The 17,491-nt window shown below is 62.1% G+C and carries 18 protein-coding genes and 1 riboswitch; of the genes, 8 read left to right on the top strand and 10 right to left on the bottom strand.

All coding sequences use genetic code 11. The annotated features are described in order from the left end of the window. Positions 1-16 precede the first annotated feature (16 nt). Entirely contained in the window at positions 17-1,498 is a 1,482-nt protein-coding gene (gene gltX, locus BMX59_RS19395) for a glutamate--tRNA ligase (protein ID WP_093124698.1), read from the bottom strand. 175 nt (positions 1,499-1,673) lie between these two features. Beyond that, positions 1,674-3,689: an excinuclease ABC subunit UvrB gene (gene uvrB / locus BMX59_RS19400; RefSeq protein ID WP_093124701.1), complete on the bottom strand. Its 2,016-nt coding sequence runs from the start codon at positions 3,687-3,689 to the stop codon at positions 1,674-1,676. 343 nt (positions 3,690-4,032) lie between these two features. Here uvrB and BMX59_RS19405 point away from each other — a divergent pair, with 343 nt between their 5' ends. Further along, the gene (locus tag BMX59_RS19405) at positions 4,033-5,229 is read left to right on the top strand and encodes an amino acid aminotransferase (protein ID WP_058427801.1); all 1,197 of its coding nucleotides are present in this window, start codon (positions 4,033-4,035) and stop codon (positions 5,227-5,229) included. A gap of 100 nt (positions 5,230-5,329) precedes the next feature. Next, positions 5,330-5,539: a hypothetical protein gene (locus BMX59_RS19410; RefSeq protein WP_093124704.1), complete on the top strand. Its 210-nt coding sequence runs from the start codon at positions 5,330-5,332 to the stop codon at positions 5,537-5,539. Between the two features lie 13 nt (positions 5,540-5,552). On the opposite strand, the gene BMX59_RS19415 is transcribed toward BMX59_RS19410, so the two are convergent. Continuing rightward, positions 5,553-6,425 (bottom strand): putrescine utilization regulator PtrR, encoded by an 873-nt coding sequence (locus BMX59_RS19415; RefSeq protein WP_093124706.1) that lies wholly within the window; start codon positions 6,423-6,425, stop codon positions 5,553-5,555. 103 nt (positions 6,426-6,528) lie between these two features. On the opposite strand from BMX59_RS19415, the gene BMX59_RS19420 reads away from it, so the two are divergent. After that, positions 6,529-7,911: an aldehyde dehydrogenase family protein gene (locus BMX59_RS19420; RefSeq protein WP_093124710.1), complete on the top strand. Its 1,383-nt coding sequence runs from the start codon at positions 6,529-6,531 to the stop codon at positions 7,909-7,911. A gap of 56 nt (positions 7,912-7,967) precedes the next feature. Here BMX59_RS19420 and BMX59_RS19425 read toward each other — a convergent pair whose 3' ends face one another. Together BMX59_RS19425 and BMX59_RS19430 are read right to left on the bottom strand one after the other, a co-directional pair. Beyond that, on the bottom strand, positions 7,968-8,273 hold the full coding sequence (locus BMX59_RS19425; RefSeq protein ID WP_092250312.1) for a protealysin inhibitor emfourin: 306 nt from the start codon (positions 8,271-8,273) through the stop codon (positions 7,968-7,970). 14 nt (positions 8,274-8,287) lie between these two features. Further along, the gene (locus tag BMX59_RS19430; protein WP_071490120.1) at positions 8,288-9,349 is read right to left on the bottom strand and encodes a M4 family metallopeptidase; all 1,062 of its coding nucleotides are present in this window, start codon (positions 9,347-9,349) and stop codon (positions 8,288-8,290) included. A gap of 130 nt (positions 9,350-9,479) precedes the next feature. Here BMX59_RS19430 and BMX59_RS19435 point away from each other — a divergent pair, with 130 nt between their 5' ends. From BMX59_RS19435 to BMX59_RS19450, 4 genes are all read left to right on the top strand, one after another. After that, positions 9,480-10,406, top strand: coding sequence for a DNA/RNA non-specific endonuclease (locus BMX59_RS19435; protein ID WP_093124715.1), 927 nt, complete (start codon positions 9,480-9,482; stop codon positions 10,404-10,406). A 36-nt stretch (positions 10,407-10,442) separates the two neighbouring features. Next, positions 10,443-10,638, top strand: a riboswitch (cobalamin riboswitch). A gap of 101 nt (positions 10,639-10,739) precedes the next feature. Further along, complete coding sequence (locus BMX59_RS19440; RefSeq protein WP_093124718.1) at positions 10,740-11,750, top strand: ABC transporter substrate-binding protein; 1,011 nt, start codon at positions 10,740-10,742, stop codon at positions 11,748-11,750. Beyond that, a complete protein-coding gene (locus BMX59_RS19445; protein WP_093124722.1) occupies positions 11,747-12,751 on the top strand; it encodes a FecCD family ABC transporter permease in 1,005 nt (334 codons plus the stop codon). Before BMX59_RS19440 ends, BMX59_RS19445 begins: the two co-directional genes overlap by 4 nt. Next, positions 12,748-13,512 (top strand): ABC transporter ATP-binding protein, encoded by a 765-nt coding sequence (locus BMX59_RS19450; protein WP_092250301.1) that lies wholly within the window; start codon positions 12,748-12,750, stop codon positions 13,510-13,512. The genes BMX59_RS19445 and BMX59_RS19450 overlap by 4 nt, the downstream gene beginning before the upstream one ends. A gap of 47 nt (positions 13,513-13,559) precedes the next feature. Here the strand turns inward: BMX59_RS19450 and BMX59_RS19455 are convergent, their stop codons facing one another. Together BMX59_RS19455 and BMX59_RS19460 are read right to left on the bottom strand one after the other, a co-directional pair. Beyond that, positions 13,560-14,024 carry a GNAT family N-acetyltransferase gene (locus tag BMX59_RS19455; protein WP_093124958.1) on the bottom strand — a complete coding sequence of 155 codons (465 nt, stop codon included), beginning with the start codon at positions 14,022-14,024 and terminating at the stop codon, positions 13,560-13,562. Positions 14,025-14,041: 17 nt separating this feature from the next. Next, entirely contained in the window at positions 14,042-14,581 is a 540-nt protein-coding gene (locus BMX59_RS19460) for a hypothetical protein (RefSeq protein WP_256572981.1), read from the bottom strand. Between the two features lie 146 nt (positions 14,582-14,727). Here BMX59_RS19460 and BMX59_RS19465 point away from each other — a divergent pair, with 146 nt between their 5' ends. Beyond that, positions 14,728-15,162 (top strand): DUF6678 family protein, encoded by a 435-nt coding sequence (locus BMX59_RS19465; RefSeq protein ID WP_170856129.1) that lies wholly within the window; start codon positions 14,728-14,730, stop codon positions 15,160-15,162. 217 nt (positions 15,163-15,379) lie between these two features. Here the strand turns inward: BMX59_RS19465 and BMX59_RS19470 are convergent, their stop codons facing one another. The 3 genes from BMX59_RS19470 to BMX59_RS19480 all read right to left on the bottom strand — a co-directional run bounded on the left by BMX59_RS19470 (position 15,380) and on the right by BMX59_RS19480 (position 17,362). Next, entirely contained in the window at positions 15,380-16,297 is a 918-nt protein-coding gene (locus BMX59_RS19470; protein WP_093124735.1) for an alpha/beta hydrolase, read from the bottom strand. Then, positions 16,297-16,737 (bottom strand): tryptophan-rich sensory protein TspO, encoded by a 441-nt coding sequence (locus BMX59_RS19475; RefSeq protein ID WP_093124739.1) that lies wholly within the window; start codon positions 16,735-16,737, stop codon positions 16,297-16,299. The genes BMX59_RS19470 and BMX59_RS19475 overlap by 1 nt, the downstream gene beginning before the upstream one ends. A gap of 64 nt (positions 16,738-16,801) precedes the next feature. Continuing rightward, the gene (locus BMX59_RS19480) at positions 16,802-17,362 is read right to left on the bottom strand and encodes a nucleotidyltransferase family protein (protein WP_093124742.1); all 561 of its coding nucleotides are present in this window, start codon (positions 17,360-17,362) and stop codon (positions 16,802-16,804) included. Positions 17,363-17,491: the final 129 nt, after the last annotated feature.

Below are 17,491 nucleotides of genomic sequence, written 5' to 3' on the forward strand. Positions count from 1 at the left end.
CGTTTCAACCGCGTGCTTAAGCGATAGCGCCCAGCAACTTTTCCCACTCTTTGTTTTCTTTCTTCGATACACCACCAAGCAAATCAAGGGCTTGGCGCAGGCGGAAGCGGGTCAGGTCCGGGCCGAGGATTTCCATCGCATCAAGCACCGACACCGAACTGGCCTGCCCGGTGATCGCGGCAAACATCAGCGGCATGGCATCACGCAATTTCAATTCCAGGGATTCCACCACCGCCTGGATCGTCGCGGCGATCGCATCCTTCTCCCACTGGCGCAGGCTTTCGAGCTTCCACAGGATCAACTGCATCAGTTGGCGAACCTGGTCGCCCGAGAGTTTCTTGGATTCAAACAGCTTGGCATCCGGGTTCACGCCCCCGGCAAAGAAGAAGCTGGCCAACGGTGCGACCTGGCTGAACGTCTCCACCCTGCCCTGCACCAGCGGCGCGATCTTCATCATGTACTCGGGGTTCAACGCCCACTGCTGCACACGGCTGGCGAACTCTTCCACCGGCAGATCACGCAGCCACTGGCCGTTGAGCCACGACAGCTTCTCGATGTCGAAGATCGGCCCGCCCAGTGACACGCGGGACAGGTCGAAATTATCGACCATTTCCTGCAGCGAGAACTTCTCGCGCTCGTCCGGCATCGACCAGCCCATGCGGCCCAGGTAGTTGAGCATCGCTTCCGGCATGAAACCCATGCGCTCGTAGAAGGTCACCGAGGTCGGGTTCTTGCGCTTGGACAGCTTGCTCTTGTCCGGATTACGCAACAGCGGCATGTAGCACAGCTGCGGTTGTTCCCACCCGAAGTACTCGTACAGCAGGATCAGCTTCGGCGCCGACGGCAGCCATTCTTCGCCGCGCAATACGTGGGTGATGCCCATCAGGTGGTCATCGACCACGTTGGCCAGGAAGTACGTCGGCAGGCCGTCGGTCTTCATCAGCACCTGCATGTCCATGCGGTCCCACGGGATCTCGACGTCACCGCGCAGCATGTCCGGCACCACGCACACGCCTTCGCTCGGCACCTTCATGCGGATCACGTGAGGCTCGCCAGCGGCCAGGCGACGGGCCACTTCTTCTTTCGACAGCAGCAGCGCGCGGCCATCGTAGCGCGGGGTTTCGCCGCGGGCCTGTTGCTCGGCGCGCATCTGGTCCAGTTCTTCTGCGGTGCAGAAGCACGGGAACGCATGGCCCATGTCGACCAGTTGCTGGGTGTACTGCTTGTAGATATCGCTACGCTCGCTCTGGCGATACGGGCCATGCGGTCCGCCAACGTCCGGACCTTCCGCCCAGGTAATGCCCAGCCAGCGCAAGGCATCGAAAATCTGCTGTTCCGACTCACGGGTGGAGCGCAGTTGGTCGGTGTCTTCGATCCGCAGGATGAATTCACCGCCGTGCTGCTTGGCAAAGCAGTAGTTGAACAAGGCGATGTAAGCAGTGCCGACGTGGGGATCCCCAGTAGGCGATGGCGCGATGCGCGTGCGGACGGTGGTCATGGCAGGTCTCGAATGGGCGATAAAACTGAAAATTGAAACAAGGGGCGAATGGTAACAGCCTGGGGGATTTCTGGAAAACCGAGGCGCGGCTATCGGGGCAAGCCCCCTCCCACAGTCGATATGGGAACACCGTCAAATGTGGGAGGGGGCTTGCCCCCGATGAAACCACCACCAATCAAACGGCCAGCAAGCGCTCGCGCAACTTGCCAATCTCATCCCGCGTCTGCGCCGCCGCCTCGAACTCCAGGTCACGCGCCAACTGGTACATCTTCTCTTCCAGTTGCCGAATCCGCTTGGTGATCTCACTCGGCGAGCGCAGTTCGTTCTCGTACTTGGCGCTCTCCTCGGCAGCCTTGGCCATGCCCTTGCGCTTCTTGCTGCGCGAGCCTGGCACGGTGGCGCCTTCCATGATGTCGGCGACGTCCTTGATCACGCCCTTGGGCGTGATGCCATTTTCCAGGTTGAACGCGATCTGCTTGTCGCGACGGCGCTGGGTCTCGCCAATCGCCCGCTCCATGGAACCGGTGATGCGGTCCGCGTACAGGATCGCCCGGCCATTGAGGTTACGCGCGGCACGGCCAATGGTCTGGATCAGCGAGCGCTCCGAACGCAGGAAGCCCTCCTTGTCCGCATCGAGGATCGCCACCAGCGACACTTCCGGCATGTCCAGGCCTTCGCGCAGCAGGTTGATCCCCACCAGCACATCGAAGGTGCCCAGGCGCAGGTCGCGGATGATTTCCACGCGTTCCACGGTGTCGATGTCCGAGTGCAGGTAGCGCACGCGCACGCCGTGGTCGGCCAGGTAGTCGGTCAAGTCTTCGGACATGCGCTTGGTCAGCGTGGTGACCAGCACCCGCTCATCCAGGGCCACGCGCTTGGTGATTTCCGACAGCAAGTCGTCGACCTGGGTCAACGCCGGGCGGATTTCGATTTCCGGATCGACCAGGCCGGTCGGCCGCACCAATTGCTCGATCACACGGCCGGCATGCTCGGCCTCATAGTTGCCCGGCGTGGCGGACACAAAAATAGTCTGCGGGCTGATGGCTTCCCACTCATCAAAGCGCATCGGCCGGTTATCCAGCGCCGACGGCAGGCGGAAACCGTATTCCACCAAGGTTTCCTTACGCGACCGGTCGCCCTTATACATCGCGCCGACCTGCGGCACGCTGACGTGGGATTCGTCGATCACCAGCAATGCATCCGGCGGCAGGTAATCGTAGAGCGTCGGCGGCGGCGCCCCGGACTCGCGCCCCGACAGGTAGCGCGAGTAGTTTTCGATGCCGTTGCAGTAGCCCAGCTCCAGGATCATCTCCAGGTCGAAACGGGTGCGCTGTTCCAGGCGCTGGGCTTCCACCAGCTTGTTGTTGGAACGCAGGTACTCCAGGCGCTCGGCCAACTCGGTCTTGATGCCTTCGATAGCGCCCATCAGGGTTTCACGCGGGGTCACGTAGTGGCTTTTCGGATAGAACGTGAAGCGCGGCAGCTTGCGGATCACCTCGCCGGTCAACGGGTCGAAGGCCGACAGGCTCTCGACCTCATCGTCGAACAGCTCGATGCGGATCGCTTCCAGGTCGGATTCGGCCGGGTAGATGTCGATCACATCGCCGCGCACCCGGAAGGTGGCGCGGGCAAAGTCCATGTCGTTGCGCGTGTATTGCAGGCTGGCCAGGCGACGCAACAGTTCGCGCTGGTCGAGTTTGTCGCCGCGGTCGACGTGCAGCACCATCTTCAAATAGGTTTCCGGGCTGCCCAAGCCGTAGATGCACGACACCGTGGTGACGATGATCGCGTCCTTGCGCTCCAGCAGCGCCTTGGTCGCCGACAATCGCATCTGCTCGATGTGGTCGTTGATCGACGCATCCTTCTCGATAAAGGTATCGGAGGACGGCACGTAGGCTTCGGGCTGGTAGTAGTCGTAGTAGGAAACGAAGTACTCCACCGCGTTGTTCGGGAAGAACGCCTTGAACTCACCATAGAGCTGCGCGGCCAGGGTCTTGTTTGGCGCCAGCACCAGGGTAGGACGATTGATCTGCGCGATCACGTTGGCGATGCTGAAGGTCTTGCCCGAACCGGTCACCCCGAGCAGCGTCTGGTGAGCCAGGCCGGCCTCGATGCCTTCGACCATCTGGCGAATGGCTTCCGGCTGATCGCCGGCGGGTTCAAAACGGGTGACGAGTTGGAAATCCGACATAACGTACCTCGTGAAGTCACCCCAGACTCGAAACCGCCAGGGACGAAATAGCTCGGCAACCCGCGAATGATCATCGCAGGTTGCAGGAAAAAACCATGATAGCTGTAGAAGTGGTGCCGAATGTGACGGGTTTCAAGACCATCGTCCTACGTGCCGTGCCGGATCAATGTTGCAATAAGACTAACGGTCAGCAAATAAACCGAAAAACTTGGCCGAAAAGCCATTTCGGCTGTCGCCCTCGACGGTGATGGCCTCTATACTAGCTCCCCGTTTGTGCACCGCTCTAGTGCATTCGGCTGGAGCGCGACACGTCCCTCCTACCCCCCATAGAGCTGCCGCAAAAATGAGCCTGTTCTCCGCTGTCGAAATGGCACCACGCGATCCTATCCTGGGCCTCAACGAAGCATTCAACGCCGACACACGAACCACCAAGGTCAACCTTGGCGTGGGCGTTTACTGCAACGAGGAGGGGAAGATTCCACTCTTGCGTGCCGTTGCCGAAGCGGAAGCCATTCGCGTGGCGCAACACGCCGCCCGTGGCTACCTGCCGATCGATGGCATCGCAGCCTACGATAAGGCTGTGCAAACCCTGCTGTTCGGCGCTGAATCGCCACTGCTCAGCGCTGGCCGCGTCACCACCGTACAAGCGGTCGGCGGCACTGGCGCGCTGAAGCTGGGGGCTGACTTCCTCAAGCAACTGCTGCCCAACGCCGTCGTCGCCATCAGCGACCCGAGCTGGGAAAACCACCGCGCACTGTTCGAAACCGCCGGCTTCCCGGTGCAGAACTACCGTTACTACGACGCCGCCACCCATGACGTGAACCGCGCCGGCCTGCTCGAAGACCTCAACGCCCTGCCGCCGCAATCCATCGTGGTGCTGCACGCCTGCTGCCACAACCCGACCGGCGTCGACCTGAGCCCGGCCGACTGGCAGAACGTGCTGGACGTGGTCAAGGCCAAGAACCTGGTGCCGTTCCTCGACATGGCCTACCAGGGCTTTGGCGACGGCATCCACGAAGACGCCGCCGCTGTGCGCCTGTTCGCTGAATCGGGCCTGACCTTCTTCGTGTCCAGCTCGTTCTCCAAGTCGTTCTCCCTGTACGGCGAACGTGTGGGCGCACTGTCCATCGTCGGCGAGTCCAAGGAAGAAAGCGCGCGCATCCTGTCCCAGGTCAAGCGTGTGATCCGCACCAACTACTCCAACCCGCCAACCCACGGCGCGGCCATCGTGGCAGCGGTGCTGAACAGCCCTGAGCTGCGCGCCCAGTGGGAAGCCGAACTGGCTGAAATGCGCCTGCGCATCCGTGGCATGCGTGAGCAGATGGTCGCCACCCTGGCCAAGGCTGCTCCGGAGCACGACTTCAGTTTCGTCGGCCGCCAGCGCGGGATGTTCTCCTACTCCGGCCTGACCGTTGAGCAAGTTACCCGCCTGCGCAGCGAATTCGGCATCTACGCACTGGATACCGGGCGTATCTGTGTGGCGGCGTTGAACCAGTCGAACATTGATGCAGTCACAAAGGCAATCGTTCAGGTGCTGTAAACCTGTAGCCGTTGCACCAGAAGGGGAAGCCGATGGCTTCCCCTTTTTCGTCTCCAGCCCCTAGACTGAACCTCGACCGCCCCTTTGCTGTGAGTACCTTATGAGAAACGACGACCTGGACCTGCGTGCCGACCGCGACGAGCTGGACCACTTCCCCCCGCGTGCACCGCAAGCAAAGCGCCAGAAGAGCCTGGTACTGCAAGTGGCGCTCGGTGTATTCCTTGGCGGCCTGGCACTGTGGCTGGTGCAGTTGGGCGCAACTGCAGTCATGGCAAAACTGGCCATGGGCACCCTGCAATTCGGCGGCTGATACCCATCACAATCTAGGAAGCAACCAGATCGCGTTCCTCCAACAGCTTTACAAAGCTGTTGAGGCTCTGCGACACCGTCCCGCGCCGCCAGATCAGCCAGGTATTCAAAATCCGGAAGTTATCCGTCAGCGGCCACACGCTCACCGCCGCCGACCCCGGCATGCTCTCCAGCATGCTGCGCGGCATCAGCGCCAGCCCGGCGCCGGCACTGACGCAGGCGAGCATGCCGTGGTACGACTCAATCTCGAAGATCTTGCCCGGCACCGCGCCATCCTGTGAAAACCAGCGCTCAAAGTGGTGCCGATACGAGCAGTTGGAGCGGAAGGTGTAGATGTTCTCGCCATTCACATCCTGCCCCCGGGTGATCGGCGCGTGATGCAGCGGCGCGATCACTACCATCTCTTCCTCGAATACCGCCACGCCTTCCAAGGTGGCATGCAGCACCGGCCCGTCGACAAACGCCGCCGCCAACCGCCCCGACAACACGCCTTCGATCATCGTGCCCGACGGCCCGGTGCTCAGGTCCAGCTCGACCTTGGTGTGTTTCTGGTTGTACGCCGCGAGCAACGCCGGGATACGCACTGCCGCCGTGCTCTCCAGCGAACCGAGGGCAAACGCACCCTGGGGCTCCTTCCCCGCCACTGTCGCACGGGCCTCCTGCACCAGGTCGAGAATGCGCCGCGCATAACCGAGGAAATTCCAGCCCGCCGGCGATAGACGCAAGCGGCTTTTCTCGCGGATAAACAATTCCACGCCCAGGTCTTGCTCCAGTTGCTTGATGCGCGTGGTCAGGTTCGACGGCACGCGGTGAATCAACTGCGCGGCGGCGCTGATGCTGCCTTGCTCGGCAACGGCCTTGAAGATTTCCAGCTGCACCAGGTCCAAGTCATTCTCCAATCGTGAATGTATTGCTTAATATTATTCAGTTTCCAGAAAATATATACCCCCGTAGGCTGAACCCAACCTCATCATTCAGCAGGACGGTGCCATGAACGCGACTACCCACGCCCTCTCGATCAACCCGGCCAACGGCGAAACGGTCGGCAGCTACCCGTATGAAACCGCGCAGCAACTGGACGCCGCCCTCGAGCGCGCCACCCTCGCCTTCCGCACCTGGCGCCGCCAGCCGGTCAGCCAGCGCGCCGAGTTGCTGCTGAGCCTGGCCAGCGCCCTGCGCGAACAAGCCGAAGATATGGCGCAGATGATCACCCTGGAAATGGGCAAACCCATCGCCCAGGCCCGTGCCGAAATCGAAAAATGCGCGCAGCTCAGCGAGTGGTATGCCGCCCACGGCCCGACCATGCTCGCCCCGGAACCGACGCAGGTGGACAACGGCAGCGCCCAGATCGAATACCGCCCACTGGGTCCGATCTTCGCGGTGATGCCGTGGAACTTCCCGGTGTGGCAAGTGCTGCGCGGCGCCGTGCCGACCATGCTGGCCGGCAACACCTACGTGCTCAAACACGCACCCAACGTGATGGGCAGCGCTTACCTGATCCAGCAGGCGTTCCACACCGCCGGTTTTGCCAAAGGCCTGTTTGAAGTGGTCAATGTGACCAACGACGGCGTCTCCCAAGCCATCGCCGACCCACGCATCGCCGCCGTCACCCTCACCGGCAGCGTGCGCGCCGGTATCGCCATCGGCTCCCAGGCCGGTGCCGCATTGAAAAAATGCGTGCTGGAACTGGGCGGCTCCGACCCGTTCATCGTGCTCAACGACGCCGACCTCGATGCCGCCGTACAAGCCGCCCTGATCGGCCGCTTCCAGAACAGCGGCCAGGTCTGCGCCGCCGCCAAGCGCCTGATCATCGAAAAAGGTGTGGTGCAAGCCTTCACCGCCAGATTCCTCGAAGCCAGCCGCGCCCTGGTGATGGGCGACCCGACTTCAGCCGCCACCTACATCGGCCCGATGGCCCGCTTCGACCTGCGCGACGAGCTGCATGGCCAGGTCCAGGCGACTCTGGAAGAAGGTGCCACCCTGCTGCTGGGCGGCCATAAAATACCCGGCGCCGGCAATTACTATGCGCCGACCGTACTGGCCAACGTCACCGACCAGATGACCTCGTTCAAACAGGAACTGTTCGGCCCCGTGGCCTCGATCATCACCGCCCGCGACGCCGACCACGCCGTGGCCCTGGCGAATGACAGCGAGTTCGGCCTTACCGCGAGCATCTTCACCAGCGACCCGGCGAAGGCGCGGGACATCGCCAATCAGCTGGAAACCGGCGGCATCTTCGTCAATGCCTTCAGCATCTCCGACCCTCGGGTGGCGTTTGGCGGGATCAAGAAAAGCGGGTTCGGCCGCGAGTTGTCGCACTTCGGTGTCCGCGAGTTCTGCAACGCGCAGACCGTGTGGCTGGATCGCACATAAATCAGAGCAGCGCCTGACCTGTGGCTCACCACAGGCATGCGGTGGCCTGAAATTGTTTATGCACGAATATGCCGCCGCACACACTGCACCAACCCCTCCAGCGCCTGCGACTTCACTGGCGCGAGCACACAGACCGTGTGTTCGCGCTGGTCCTCCTTCACCGTCAGGGTGTAATGCACCTGGCCCGGTTTACCGGGCGCGGGTTCACTGCTTTGCGGCAGTTGAAAGAAGTCGCACGCCTCGACCAACTGCCGCAACTCCTGCTGGTCCTGCTCGGGCAGGCTGTCCAGCTCAACCGTGCGCGGCTTGGCCAGGCCCGGAAAAAAAGCAGGCCCGCCGTTTTCCTTCAGCGAAATTTGCATGCTTGCTCCTCACGTCAGACTGAAATACCGACCGCCTTCCAGCCCTCCTTGACCGCCTTCTGCTCATCCTTGTTCGCGCCGTAGAGGCGACCGGCAACATCGTAGGTAATGCGTGCAAAGCGCAAAAACCCTGAGTTCGGCCGCAACCGCGCATCACGCAACGCGTCGTACCAGATGCGCCCGGCACGTTCCCAGGCAAACCCGCCGATTTTCGTCGCCACCTGGTAAAACGCATGGTTGGGAATACCGGAATTGATATGCACCCCGCCATTGTCCTCGTAGGTCTGCACAAAATCATCCATGTGCCCGGGCTGAGGGTCCTTGCCCAGCAGCTTGTCGTCAAACGCGGTGCCGGGGGCTTTCATCGAGCGCAGCGCGGTGCCTTTGATCTTCTTGGTAAACAACCCTTTGCCGATCAGCCAATCGGCGTCCTCGGCCTTTTGTTTCAACGAATATTGCTTGATCAACGAACCGAACACGTCCGACAGCGACTCGTTCAACGCGCCGGACTGATTGAAATACATCAGCTTGGCCTCGTCCTCGGTCACACCGTGGGCCAGCTCATGGCCAATCACGTCGAGGGCGACCGTGAAGCGGTTGAACAGCTCGCCGTCCCCATCCCCGAACACCATCTGGGTCGAGTTCCAGAACGCATTGTTGTAGTTCTGGCCAAAGTGCACGGTAGCGTCCAGGGCCATGCCGGCATCGTCGATGGAGTTGCGGTCAAAGACCTGATCGAAAAAGTCGAAGGTGGCACCCAGCCCATCATAGGCCTCGTCCACCGCCGCGTCGCCACTGACGGGCTGGCCTTCGCCACGGATGAGTTTGCCCGGCAGGCTGTCGCTGCCCTCGGCGCTGTAGATCGAGCGTCGTTTGTCGGCGCCCATGGCCAGCGCCAGGTGCGCCGGGCCCTTGGCGGGCACCGCGACCATGCGCAGCGAGCGGAAGGTGCTGTCCTTGGCGCGGGTACGCAGCGCGACATCCCGTTGCGCTTTGTCACCGTTACGCGCGATCTGGTCGAGCATATAGGGCGGGATCAGGCAGAAAATCGGGTTACGGTAATGGCGATCACACATGGGCTGGCTCCTTGTTGGCGTGTGCTGAACGTCCGGGTGACCGTTTGAGGATAGCCCCCAGGGGTTAGTGCGTATGATCAATTGTCATTAATCTATGTTGCAGTCGTGTTTATCCAAGGAGGACTGACCGATGCCCGCACGTAAAGCCAAAATCGAACTTGCCTACCGCCCCCGGCTTGCCGACCTGCGCCCATTGATCGCGCCGAGCCCCACGCTGCTGGAGGCACGCGCAGCGACACCCCGCGTCACGCCGGCCAAAGACTTGAAGGACCGGCGTGGCTACGCGGAGGACTTTCTCGGCAGCTTCGGGGTGCCCTGGCCCACACTGGAAGAAGCATTGGCGAGCGATGCCCAGAAGCGCCTGGACTACACGCACTTCTCCATAACGATGTCACGCGCCAAGCGCCTCGCGCTGTATGTGGGCGTCAACATCGACGGCGGCCAGCATGTGGACATCATCCGCAGCAACGACACCTGGGCCTACGATGGCCGCCTGCCGGTCGACGCCCAAGTCGGCGAAGCGCTCTACGCCGGCAATGGCCTGGACCGCGGCCACCTGGTGCGCCGCCAGGACCCCAATTGGGGCGACGTGGCGCAAACCGCCAACCTCGACACCTTCCACTTCACCAACTGCTCGCCGCAGATGAGCGGGTTCAACCAGAAGACCTGGCTGGAACTCGAAGACTACATCCTCGACAACACCCAACGCTGGAAAGCCCGGGCCACGGTGTTCAGCGGCCCGGTGTTCGCCGACGACGACCGCATTTACCGTGGCGTGCAGATCCCCAAGGCGTTCTGGAAGGTGGTCGCCTACCTGAGCGATGACGGCAAGCCTTCGGCCAGCGCCTACATGATCGATCAGAGCCGCGAACTGGGCCAATTGGAGCTGGTGTTCGGCCAGCTGCGCACCTACCAGCGCAGCGTGATCCAGATCGAGCGCCTGACCGGCATCCACTTCGGCAACCTGGCCGACTACGACGGCTTCAGCAACGAAGAACGCGCCACCGGCACGCGCATCGAAGCGCTGATCCAGGGGCCCGAGGACATTCGTCTCTGACCGGGCACGCCGTGGGCTATGTCGCCCCGCCTTAATCAACTACCATACCGCGCCGGTTCCCAAACGGGACTAATAGGGAATCCGAGGCGCGGTACACCCGCGCCAACCGGAACTGCCCCCGCAACTGTAGATGCCGAGCCTGCTCCTCGATGCCACTGGACCTCGTCCGGGAAGGCTGGAGCCTGGCGACGACGCATCAGTCAGGAGACCTGCCGGCCCAAGCTCAATCACTAACCGGCGGGGTGTCCGGGAAGGACATTCTTGCCTGTCGCTCCCCCGGAGCCCGAGAGTGAATTTCCGAATGGCACGTACGCTTCACTCGGAGATCGCCCCATGCTGCCACGCGTTACCGCCCTGCTCACAGGCGTTGGCTTCTGTGCCCTGGCCCAAGCCGTGCCCACTCACTATCCGCTGACGGTGGAAAACTGCGGCAGCCAGATCACCTTTGCGCAAGCTCCCGCCCGCAGCGTGACCATCGGCCAGGCCGCCACCGAGATGCTGTATGCCCTGGGCGTGGCCGATAAAGTGGTCGGCACCTCGCTGTGGTTCAACAGTGTGTTGCCGCAGTACAAGGCACAGAACGATAAAATCGAGCGCCTGGCCAACAACGAACCGAGCTTCGAAGCCGTGATCGCCAAGCGCCCGCAACTGGTGGCCGCCGAGCTGGAATGGGTGGTCGGCGCGCAAGGCGTGGTCGGTACCCGCGAGCAGTTCCATGAACTGAAGATCCCCACCTACCTGCTGCCCTCCGACTGCGAAGGCAAGGACAACCTGGTGGGCGCCGACGGCACACGGCTGGAGCCGTTTCGCATCGAGACCATCTATAAAAGCATCCGCCAACTGGCGCAGATCTTCGACGTGCAGGAGCGCGGCCAGCAGCTGAACGACGAACTCAAGGCGCGCCTGGCCAAATCCGTCGCCACCGCGCAGGGCAAAGGCCTCAAGCAGGCCAGCGCGCTGGTGTGGTTCTCCAGTGCCGAGATGGCCAGCGACCCATACGTGGCTGGCCACAAAGGCATCCCCGAATTCATGCTGCAAACCCTGGGCCTTTCCAACGTGGTGCAGTCCGATGAAGAGTGGCCCGCCGTGGGTTGGGAAACCATCGCCAAGGCCAACCCGACCTTCCTCGTCATCGCGCGCATGGACCGCCGCCGCTACCCGGCCGACGACCATGAAAAGAAACTCGCCTTCCTGCGCAGCGACCCGGTAACGCGCAACATGGACGCGGTGAAAAACAACCGCATCATCATCCTCGACGCCCTGGCGTTGCAGGCCAGCATCCGCATGTTCGACGGCCTTGAACAACTGGCCACGGCCATCGACGGCTACGACCTGCCAAAATGATGCGCACCCTGCTCGCCCTGGCCCTGCTCCTGGTTGCCGTCCTCGCCGGCGTGGCCATTGGTGAAACCGCCATCTCGCCACAGGTGGTGCTCCAGGTACTCGCCAACAAATTGTGGGGCGCCGACTACGTGCTCGACCCCATCGATGAAGGCGTGGTGTGGAACTACCGCCTCACCCGCGCCCTGGTCGCCGCCGCCTGCGGTGCCGGGCTGGCCACCTGCGGGGTGATTTTGCAATCGCTGTTGCGCAACCCGCTGGCCGATCCCTACCTGCTGGGCATCAGCGCCGGCGCTTCGACCGGTGCGGTGCTGGTGGCGTTGATGGGTGTGGGCGGCGGCTTGGTGTCGTTGTCGGCGGGCGCGTTTATCGGCGCGATGGCGGCGTTTGCCCTGGTGATCCTGTTGGCGCGGGCCAGCGGTTCGGTCAGTGGCACCGGCCAGATCATCCTCGCCGGTATTGCCGGCTCGCAATTGTTCAATGCGCTCACCGCGTTCCTGATCACCAAGTCGGCCAGCTCCGAACAGGCGCGCGGCATCCTGTTCTGGCTGCTCGGCAATCTAAGCGGCGTGCGTTGGCCCTCGGTGTGGCTGGCGGTGCCGGTGGCGGTCGCCGGCCTGGCCGTGTGCCTGTGGCACCGCCGGGCGCTGGATGCGTTTACCTTTGGCAGCGACTCGGCGGCGTCACTCGGTATTCCGGTGCGCCGCGTGCAATTTGTGCTGGTGGGCTGCGCGGCGCTGGTGACGGCAGTGATGGTGTCGATTGTCGGCTCTATCGGCTTTGTCGGGCTGGTGATTCCCCATGCCGTGCGCCTGTTGCTTGGCACCGGGCATTCGCGGCTGTTGCCCGCCAGCGCCTTGGGTGGCGCGTTGTTCCTGATTGCGGCGGATGTGCTGTCGCGCACGCTGATCAAGGGCCAGGTGATTCCGGTCGGCGTGGTCACCGCACTGGTCGGTGCACCGGTGTTTGCGCTGATCCTGATCGGCCGGAGGAATGCGCGATGACCGTCCTCAGTTGCAGCGGGTTGGGCTTCAAGGTGCGCGAGGCCGAGTTGCTGCGTGATATTCATCTGGACGTGCAATTGGGCGAAACCCTCGGCATCGTCGGCCCGAATGGCTCCGGCAAATCCACCTTGCTCAAGCTGTTGGCCGGGCTACGTGCACCAGCGTCCGGCGACGTGCTGCTGGGCGGCCAGCGCCTGGGCACGCTGTCCCGCCGCGCCATCGCGCAGCAACTGGCCGTGGTGGAGCAACAGGCCGACACCGACGACGCCATCCGCGTATTCGACGCCGTGGCGCTGGGCCGTACGCCGTGGCTGTCGGCGCTGAGCCCGTGGTCCTTGGATGACGATGCGATCGTGCGCCAGGCCCTGCGCGACGTCGACGCCACCCACCTGAGCCACCGTGCCTGGCGCAGCCTCTCGGGCGGGGAACGCCAGCGCGTGCACATCGCCCGCGCATTGGCGCAACGGCCGCAGATTCTGTTGCTGGATGAGCCGACCAATCACCTGGATATCCAGCATCAGCTGGCGATCTTGAAGGGTGTGCAGGCGCTGCCCGTGACGACCTTGATTGCGCTGCATGACCTTAACCAGGCACTGACCTGTGACCGCCTGGCAGTGTTGGATCGCGGGCGGTTGGTGGCGCTGGGCAAACCGCTGCAAGTGCTGACGCCGCAGCGGTTGCACGAGACATTCGGAGTGCAGGCGCATTACCTGACGGACCCGTTTGATGGGGCGCAGATCCTGCGGCTGCGTTCCGCTTGATACTGGAATAGCGGTTTATCGTGGCGAACGGGCTTGCCACAACAGGCCTACAGGGACCGCTGCATATGCGTCGTCCGCCATACCGGGTCTGCTTCCACATCCACCACCTCGAACCCCTGCCGAACCCAGAACTCAATCGCTCCCGGCAAAAATGGGTGGGTATGCAGGTACATCACCTCAACCCCATCCGCCTGCGCCAGCGCTTCCAGTGCGCGGTACAACTGCCTCGCCAGGCCAAAACGGCGAAACCCCGGCGCTACGAACAAGCGCACCACCTCCACCGTCTTGCGGCCTAGGTAATCCAGCTGAGGGAAACGCCCGTCATAGGGCAGATAGCCGATGGCCGCAACAATTTCGCCACCGTTGCGAGCGATCAAAAAGCGGCCTTCGCCCTGAAGATAAATCGACGCAAAGCACGCGAGGTCAGCCGGCATGCCGGCATCATGAAATTTGGGAAACAGCTCGGCACGCGCCTGCAGCACAAATGCCAGCACCTCAGGCACATCCCCCATTGCAACCGGCCGGATGATCACTGGCGCAACTCACACACCGCATTGCCCTTCATGCCCGACGCATGCACGCTCACATGGCGCACCGTAAAACCGGGCTTCACCACCAGCTTCTTCTCTTCCCAGGTGCCGCCGTTTTCAACCTGGTAACCGATGGCGCCATCGGCTTGCCAGGTCAGGCGCAGGGTGTACACGCCGTTATGATCGAGTGTTTGATGAATCGGCGTATCGATGATCGGCTTGGCCTTATTGAACGTACGCAGGTTGAAAATCCGCTGATCCGTACCGGCTGGCGAATAGCTGGAGAGAAACAACGTATCGTCTTCGGCCACATCCTCGGCGGCCGCCAGGATCACCGACGGCACCCACTTCTCGCCACGGTCCTGGGTGTCAGTGACGACCTTGCAGGTCAACTGGCCCTTGCCGGTGACGTTCTGGCGCCAGCCCGTTTCGTAGAAGCCGTAGGGCACGTCGAAGCGCAGGGTCTTCTCGGTGACTTGCTCGCAGGCGGCCAGCAGGTAGAGCGCTGATAAAGCCATGAGTCCTTGAAGAAACTTCACGTGCTGTCCTTGGCTTGAATAGGTGGGGCCGGGAGATTACCTGGGCAGTCAGAAAAAGTGGATAGATTTAGCGGGCTGCCGTGTCGTGATATACCTGCGCCCGTCATTTATTTCAAACCCGATGGGTTAAAGGAGATGAGCTGAAAATGACTGAACTACCCATGGCTGACGCGCGCCAGAATGATAAAAACCGCAAGATCATCCAGACCGCTATCAAAGAACGAAACCTGGCAGGCGCGGCAAATAACACCAAGTGGAACGAACTGATTGCACACATGCGCCAGCGCTCGGGGTGGGTACCGTCTTATCGCTCAAAATCCATCACAGGCCATATCTCAGGATGGGATGTGGAATGGTTTTACCACCTACCTTTCCCTTTTGCGTATGTCGAATGGCTCGACATCGGCTTGTGGCAAGAAGCGCCTTCGTTAGGCGTATTACTGCCACGAACGTATATTGACCATACCGAGGAAATCTCTCAGGTTATCTCGCAGATAGGCTTCGAATTTGAAGTGAAGGCCGACGTACTGAGAATTTGGGGATACCTTCCAAAATCTTTCGATGACTTTCCGCCGGCATAACGTACAGCGGCGGATCCTGCGGCCACGCCCGAACTAACGCCTTGCGACTGCTGGCCCTGCTTCAGCCACCATCACTGTAGTGAGCGGGCTTGCCCCGCGCTGGGTGGCGAAGCCGCCCCAAACCCAGGCGACTCGGTGTGTCAGGGGTATCGTTGCGCCCCTGGCGCGGGGCAAGCCCGCTCACTACAAGTTACAGTCGGCATGGCGGTTTGAATGATCATCTCCCCAGTCGGGCACTGATCCACTGGCGGCTATAAGCAAGCACGCTCCCCCCCATCACCACCGGAAAATGAATAAACCCATGCGCCGCCTCCGGCAACAGATACACCTCAGCCCCCGGCCACCGCTCCGCGATCAACAGCGTGTCATCCTTCAACGGGTCCAATTCCCCCACAAACATCAACGCCGGCGGCAGGCCCTCGAAGTCGCCATACAACGGTGACAACGGCGGCTGCCGACGCTCATCATCACTCAACCCCGGGGTCAGCATGCGCAGCGCCTCGACCATGCCCGGGCCGTCCAGCAACAAGGTGTCCGGCCCCGCCGCGCGCACGCTCGGGGTGCCGGTCAGGTCGTACACGCCGTAATACAACACCGCCCCGCGCACGCGCTGGAGCAGTTGCGGCCATTGCTTCAACGCCAGCAACGTCGCCGCCGCCAAATGCCCGCCGGCCGATTCGCCGACCACGAACACCGGCAGACCGACAAATTCATCGGCCGTGAGCAACCAACGCGCCGCCGCCAGGCAGTCGTCCATCAGCCCTTGCACCGGCGTGTCGACCGCCAGCCGATAATCCACCGACACCACCGCCACCTCGCAGGCGTTGACCATGCCAAGGTTGAGGTCGTCATCCATCTGCGCATTGCCGATCACCCAACCGCCACCGTGGATATCCAGCACCACGCCCTTGGGCTTGCCGCTCGGCCGCAGGATGCGCACGGGTACGGAGTCGACCAGTTTGCATTCAGCAGCTGGCGCTTTCTTAAGCATTTGGCTGGTGCGCAACAGCGCCTGGATCAGGCGCGGTGTGACGCGATTACGGATCTTGAAGCGCGGCATCCAGGCCAGCTTCTGGTTGAAGCGGCGCATCTCGGCCAGTTCCGGGCCACTGGCGGGCCAAGGTGTGTAGGCCATCAGCGGTTATTCCGCAGGATCGAAAAGTTCAGCGCCGCTGCCACGCACAGCCACGCCAGGTAGGGGAACAGAATCAAGCCGGTGATCAAATCCAGTTGCACCGCCAGTACCACCATGGTCGCCACGGTCAGCCACAGCACCGCGAGAATCACCATCCCGGCCAGAAGCCGATGGGCGCCGAAGAACACCGGCGTCCACAAGGTGTTCAAGGCGATCTGCGCGGCCCACAAGGCCAGCACCATTTGGCTGCCCGGGATAAGGCTGAGGCGGTAACCGGCCCAGGCCAGCAACAGGTAGATAATCGTCCAAGCCACCGGGAACAACCAGTTGGGTGGGGTGAAGCTGGGTTTGACCAGGGAGTCGTACCAGGCTCCCGGCTTGAAGATAATGCCGGTACTGGCAGCGGCAGCGCAGGCGAGCAGGAAGATGAAGAAGGTCATGGGCGGTCCTTGGCTGGGTATTTCAACTTTGACGCGTAGCAAGCGGGTAAAAGTTCACTGCGATTCAGGGCATTACGATGTTCAGCCAAGGCCAGCGCGCCTGATAACTGCGGGCCTTCTGCATAAACAACTCACGCTCGGGATGCCGTGGGTTGATGCGCAACACGCCCTGTTCCACATCCTCCAACCCATAAGGCGCATACACCTCGCCCGTGGCAATCTCCAGGCCGATGCACGTGCCCGCCACCAGGTAACGGTCAATCCCCTGCCTGGCCGTGTGCAACTGCGGGTAAGGCCGGCCAAAGCGCTCGCCGTACCAAAGATGCACCCGCGCCTGGTTCTTCACCTCGACGTTGACGCCCAGGTCCTGGAACAACCGCTCGGCCGCACGGATCACTGCGTCTTCAGCCTCGTAGGACAGGTCGGTATCGAAGTAGAAAACGTCGTAGTCCTTTACGCCATGGGCCGCCGGCAAATTCGACTGATGATTCCACACCGCCTGGAACAGGCAGCCCGCCGTGAGAAAGCACTGGTCCACACCCAGGTCGGGCAGGCGCGCGGTGATTTCGGCGTTGATGGGGTTGGCCATGGCCAGGTTGAGCAAGGTTTCGACAGTCAATGTCATGGGCTCTCCGTTATCCGTGACGCGCTCGAACGGCAGAGGTTACACCACGGTTTGGAGGGTTTCGTGACAGCAGGATTTCTATACACTTTGCCGCGGGCTAAAAACCTGCCCCAATCGTCAAGGATAAAA

Origin of the sequence: Pseudomonas sp. NFR09, from assembly GCF_900111535.1 — a bacterium.
GTDB lineage: Bacteria > Pseudomonadota > Gammaproteobacteria > Pseudomonadales > Pseudomonadaceae > Aquipseudomonas > Aquipseudomonas extremorientalis.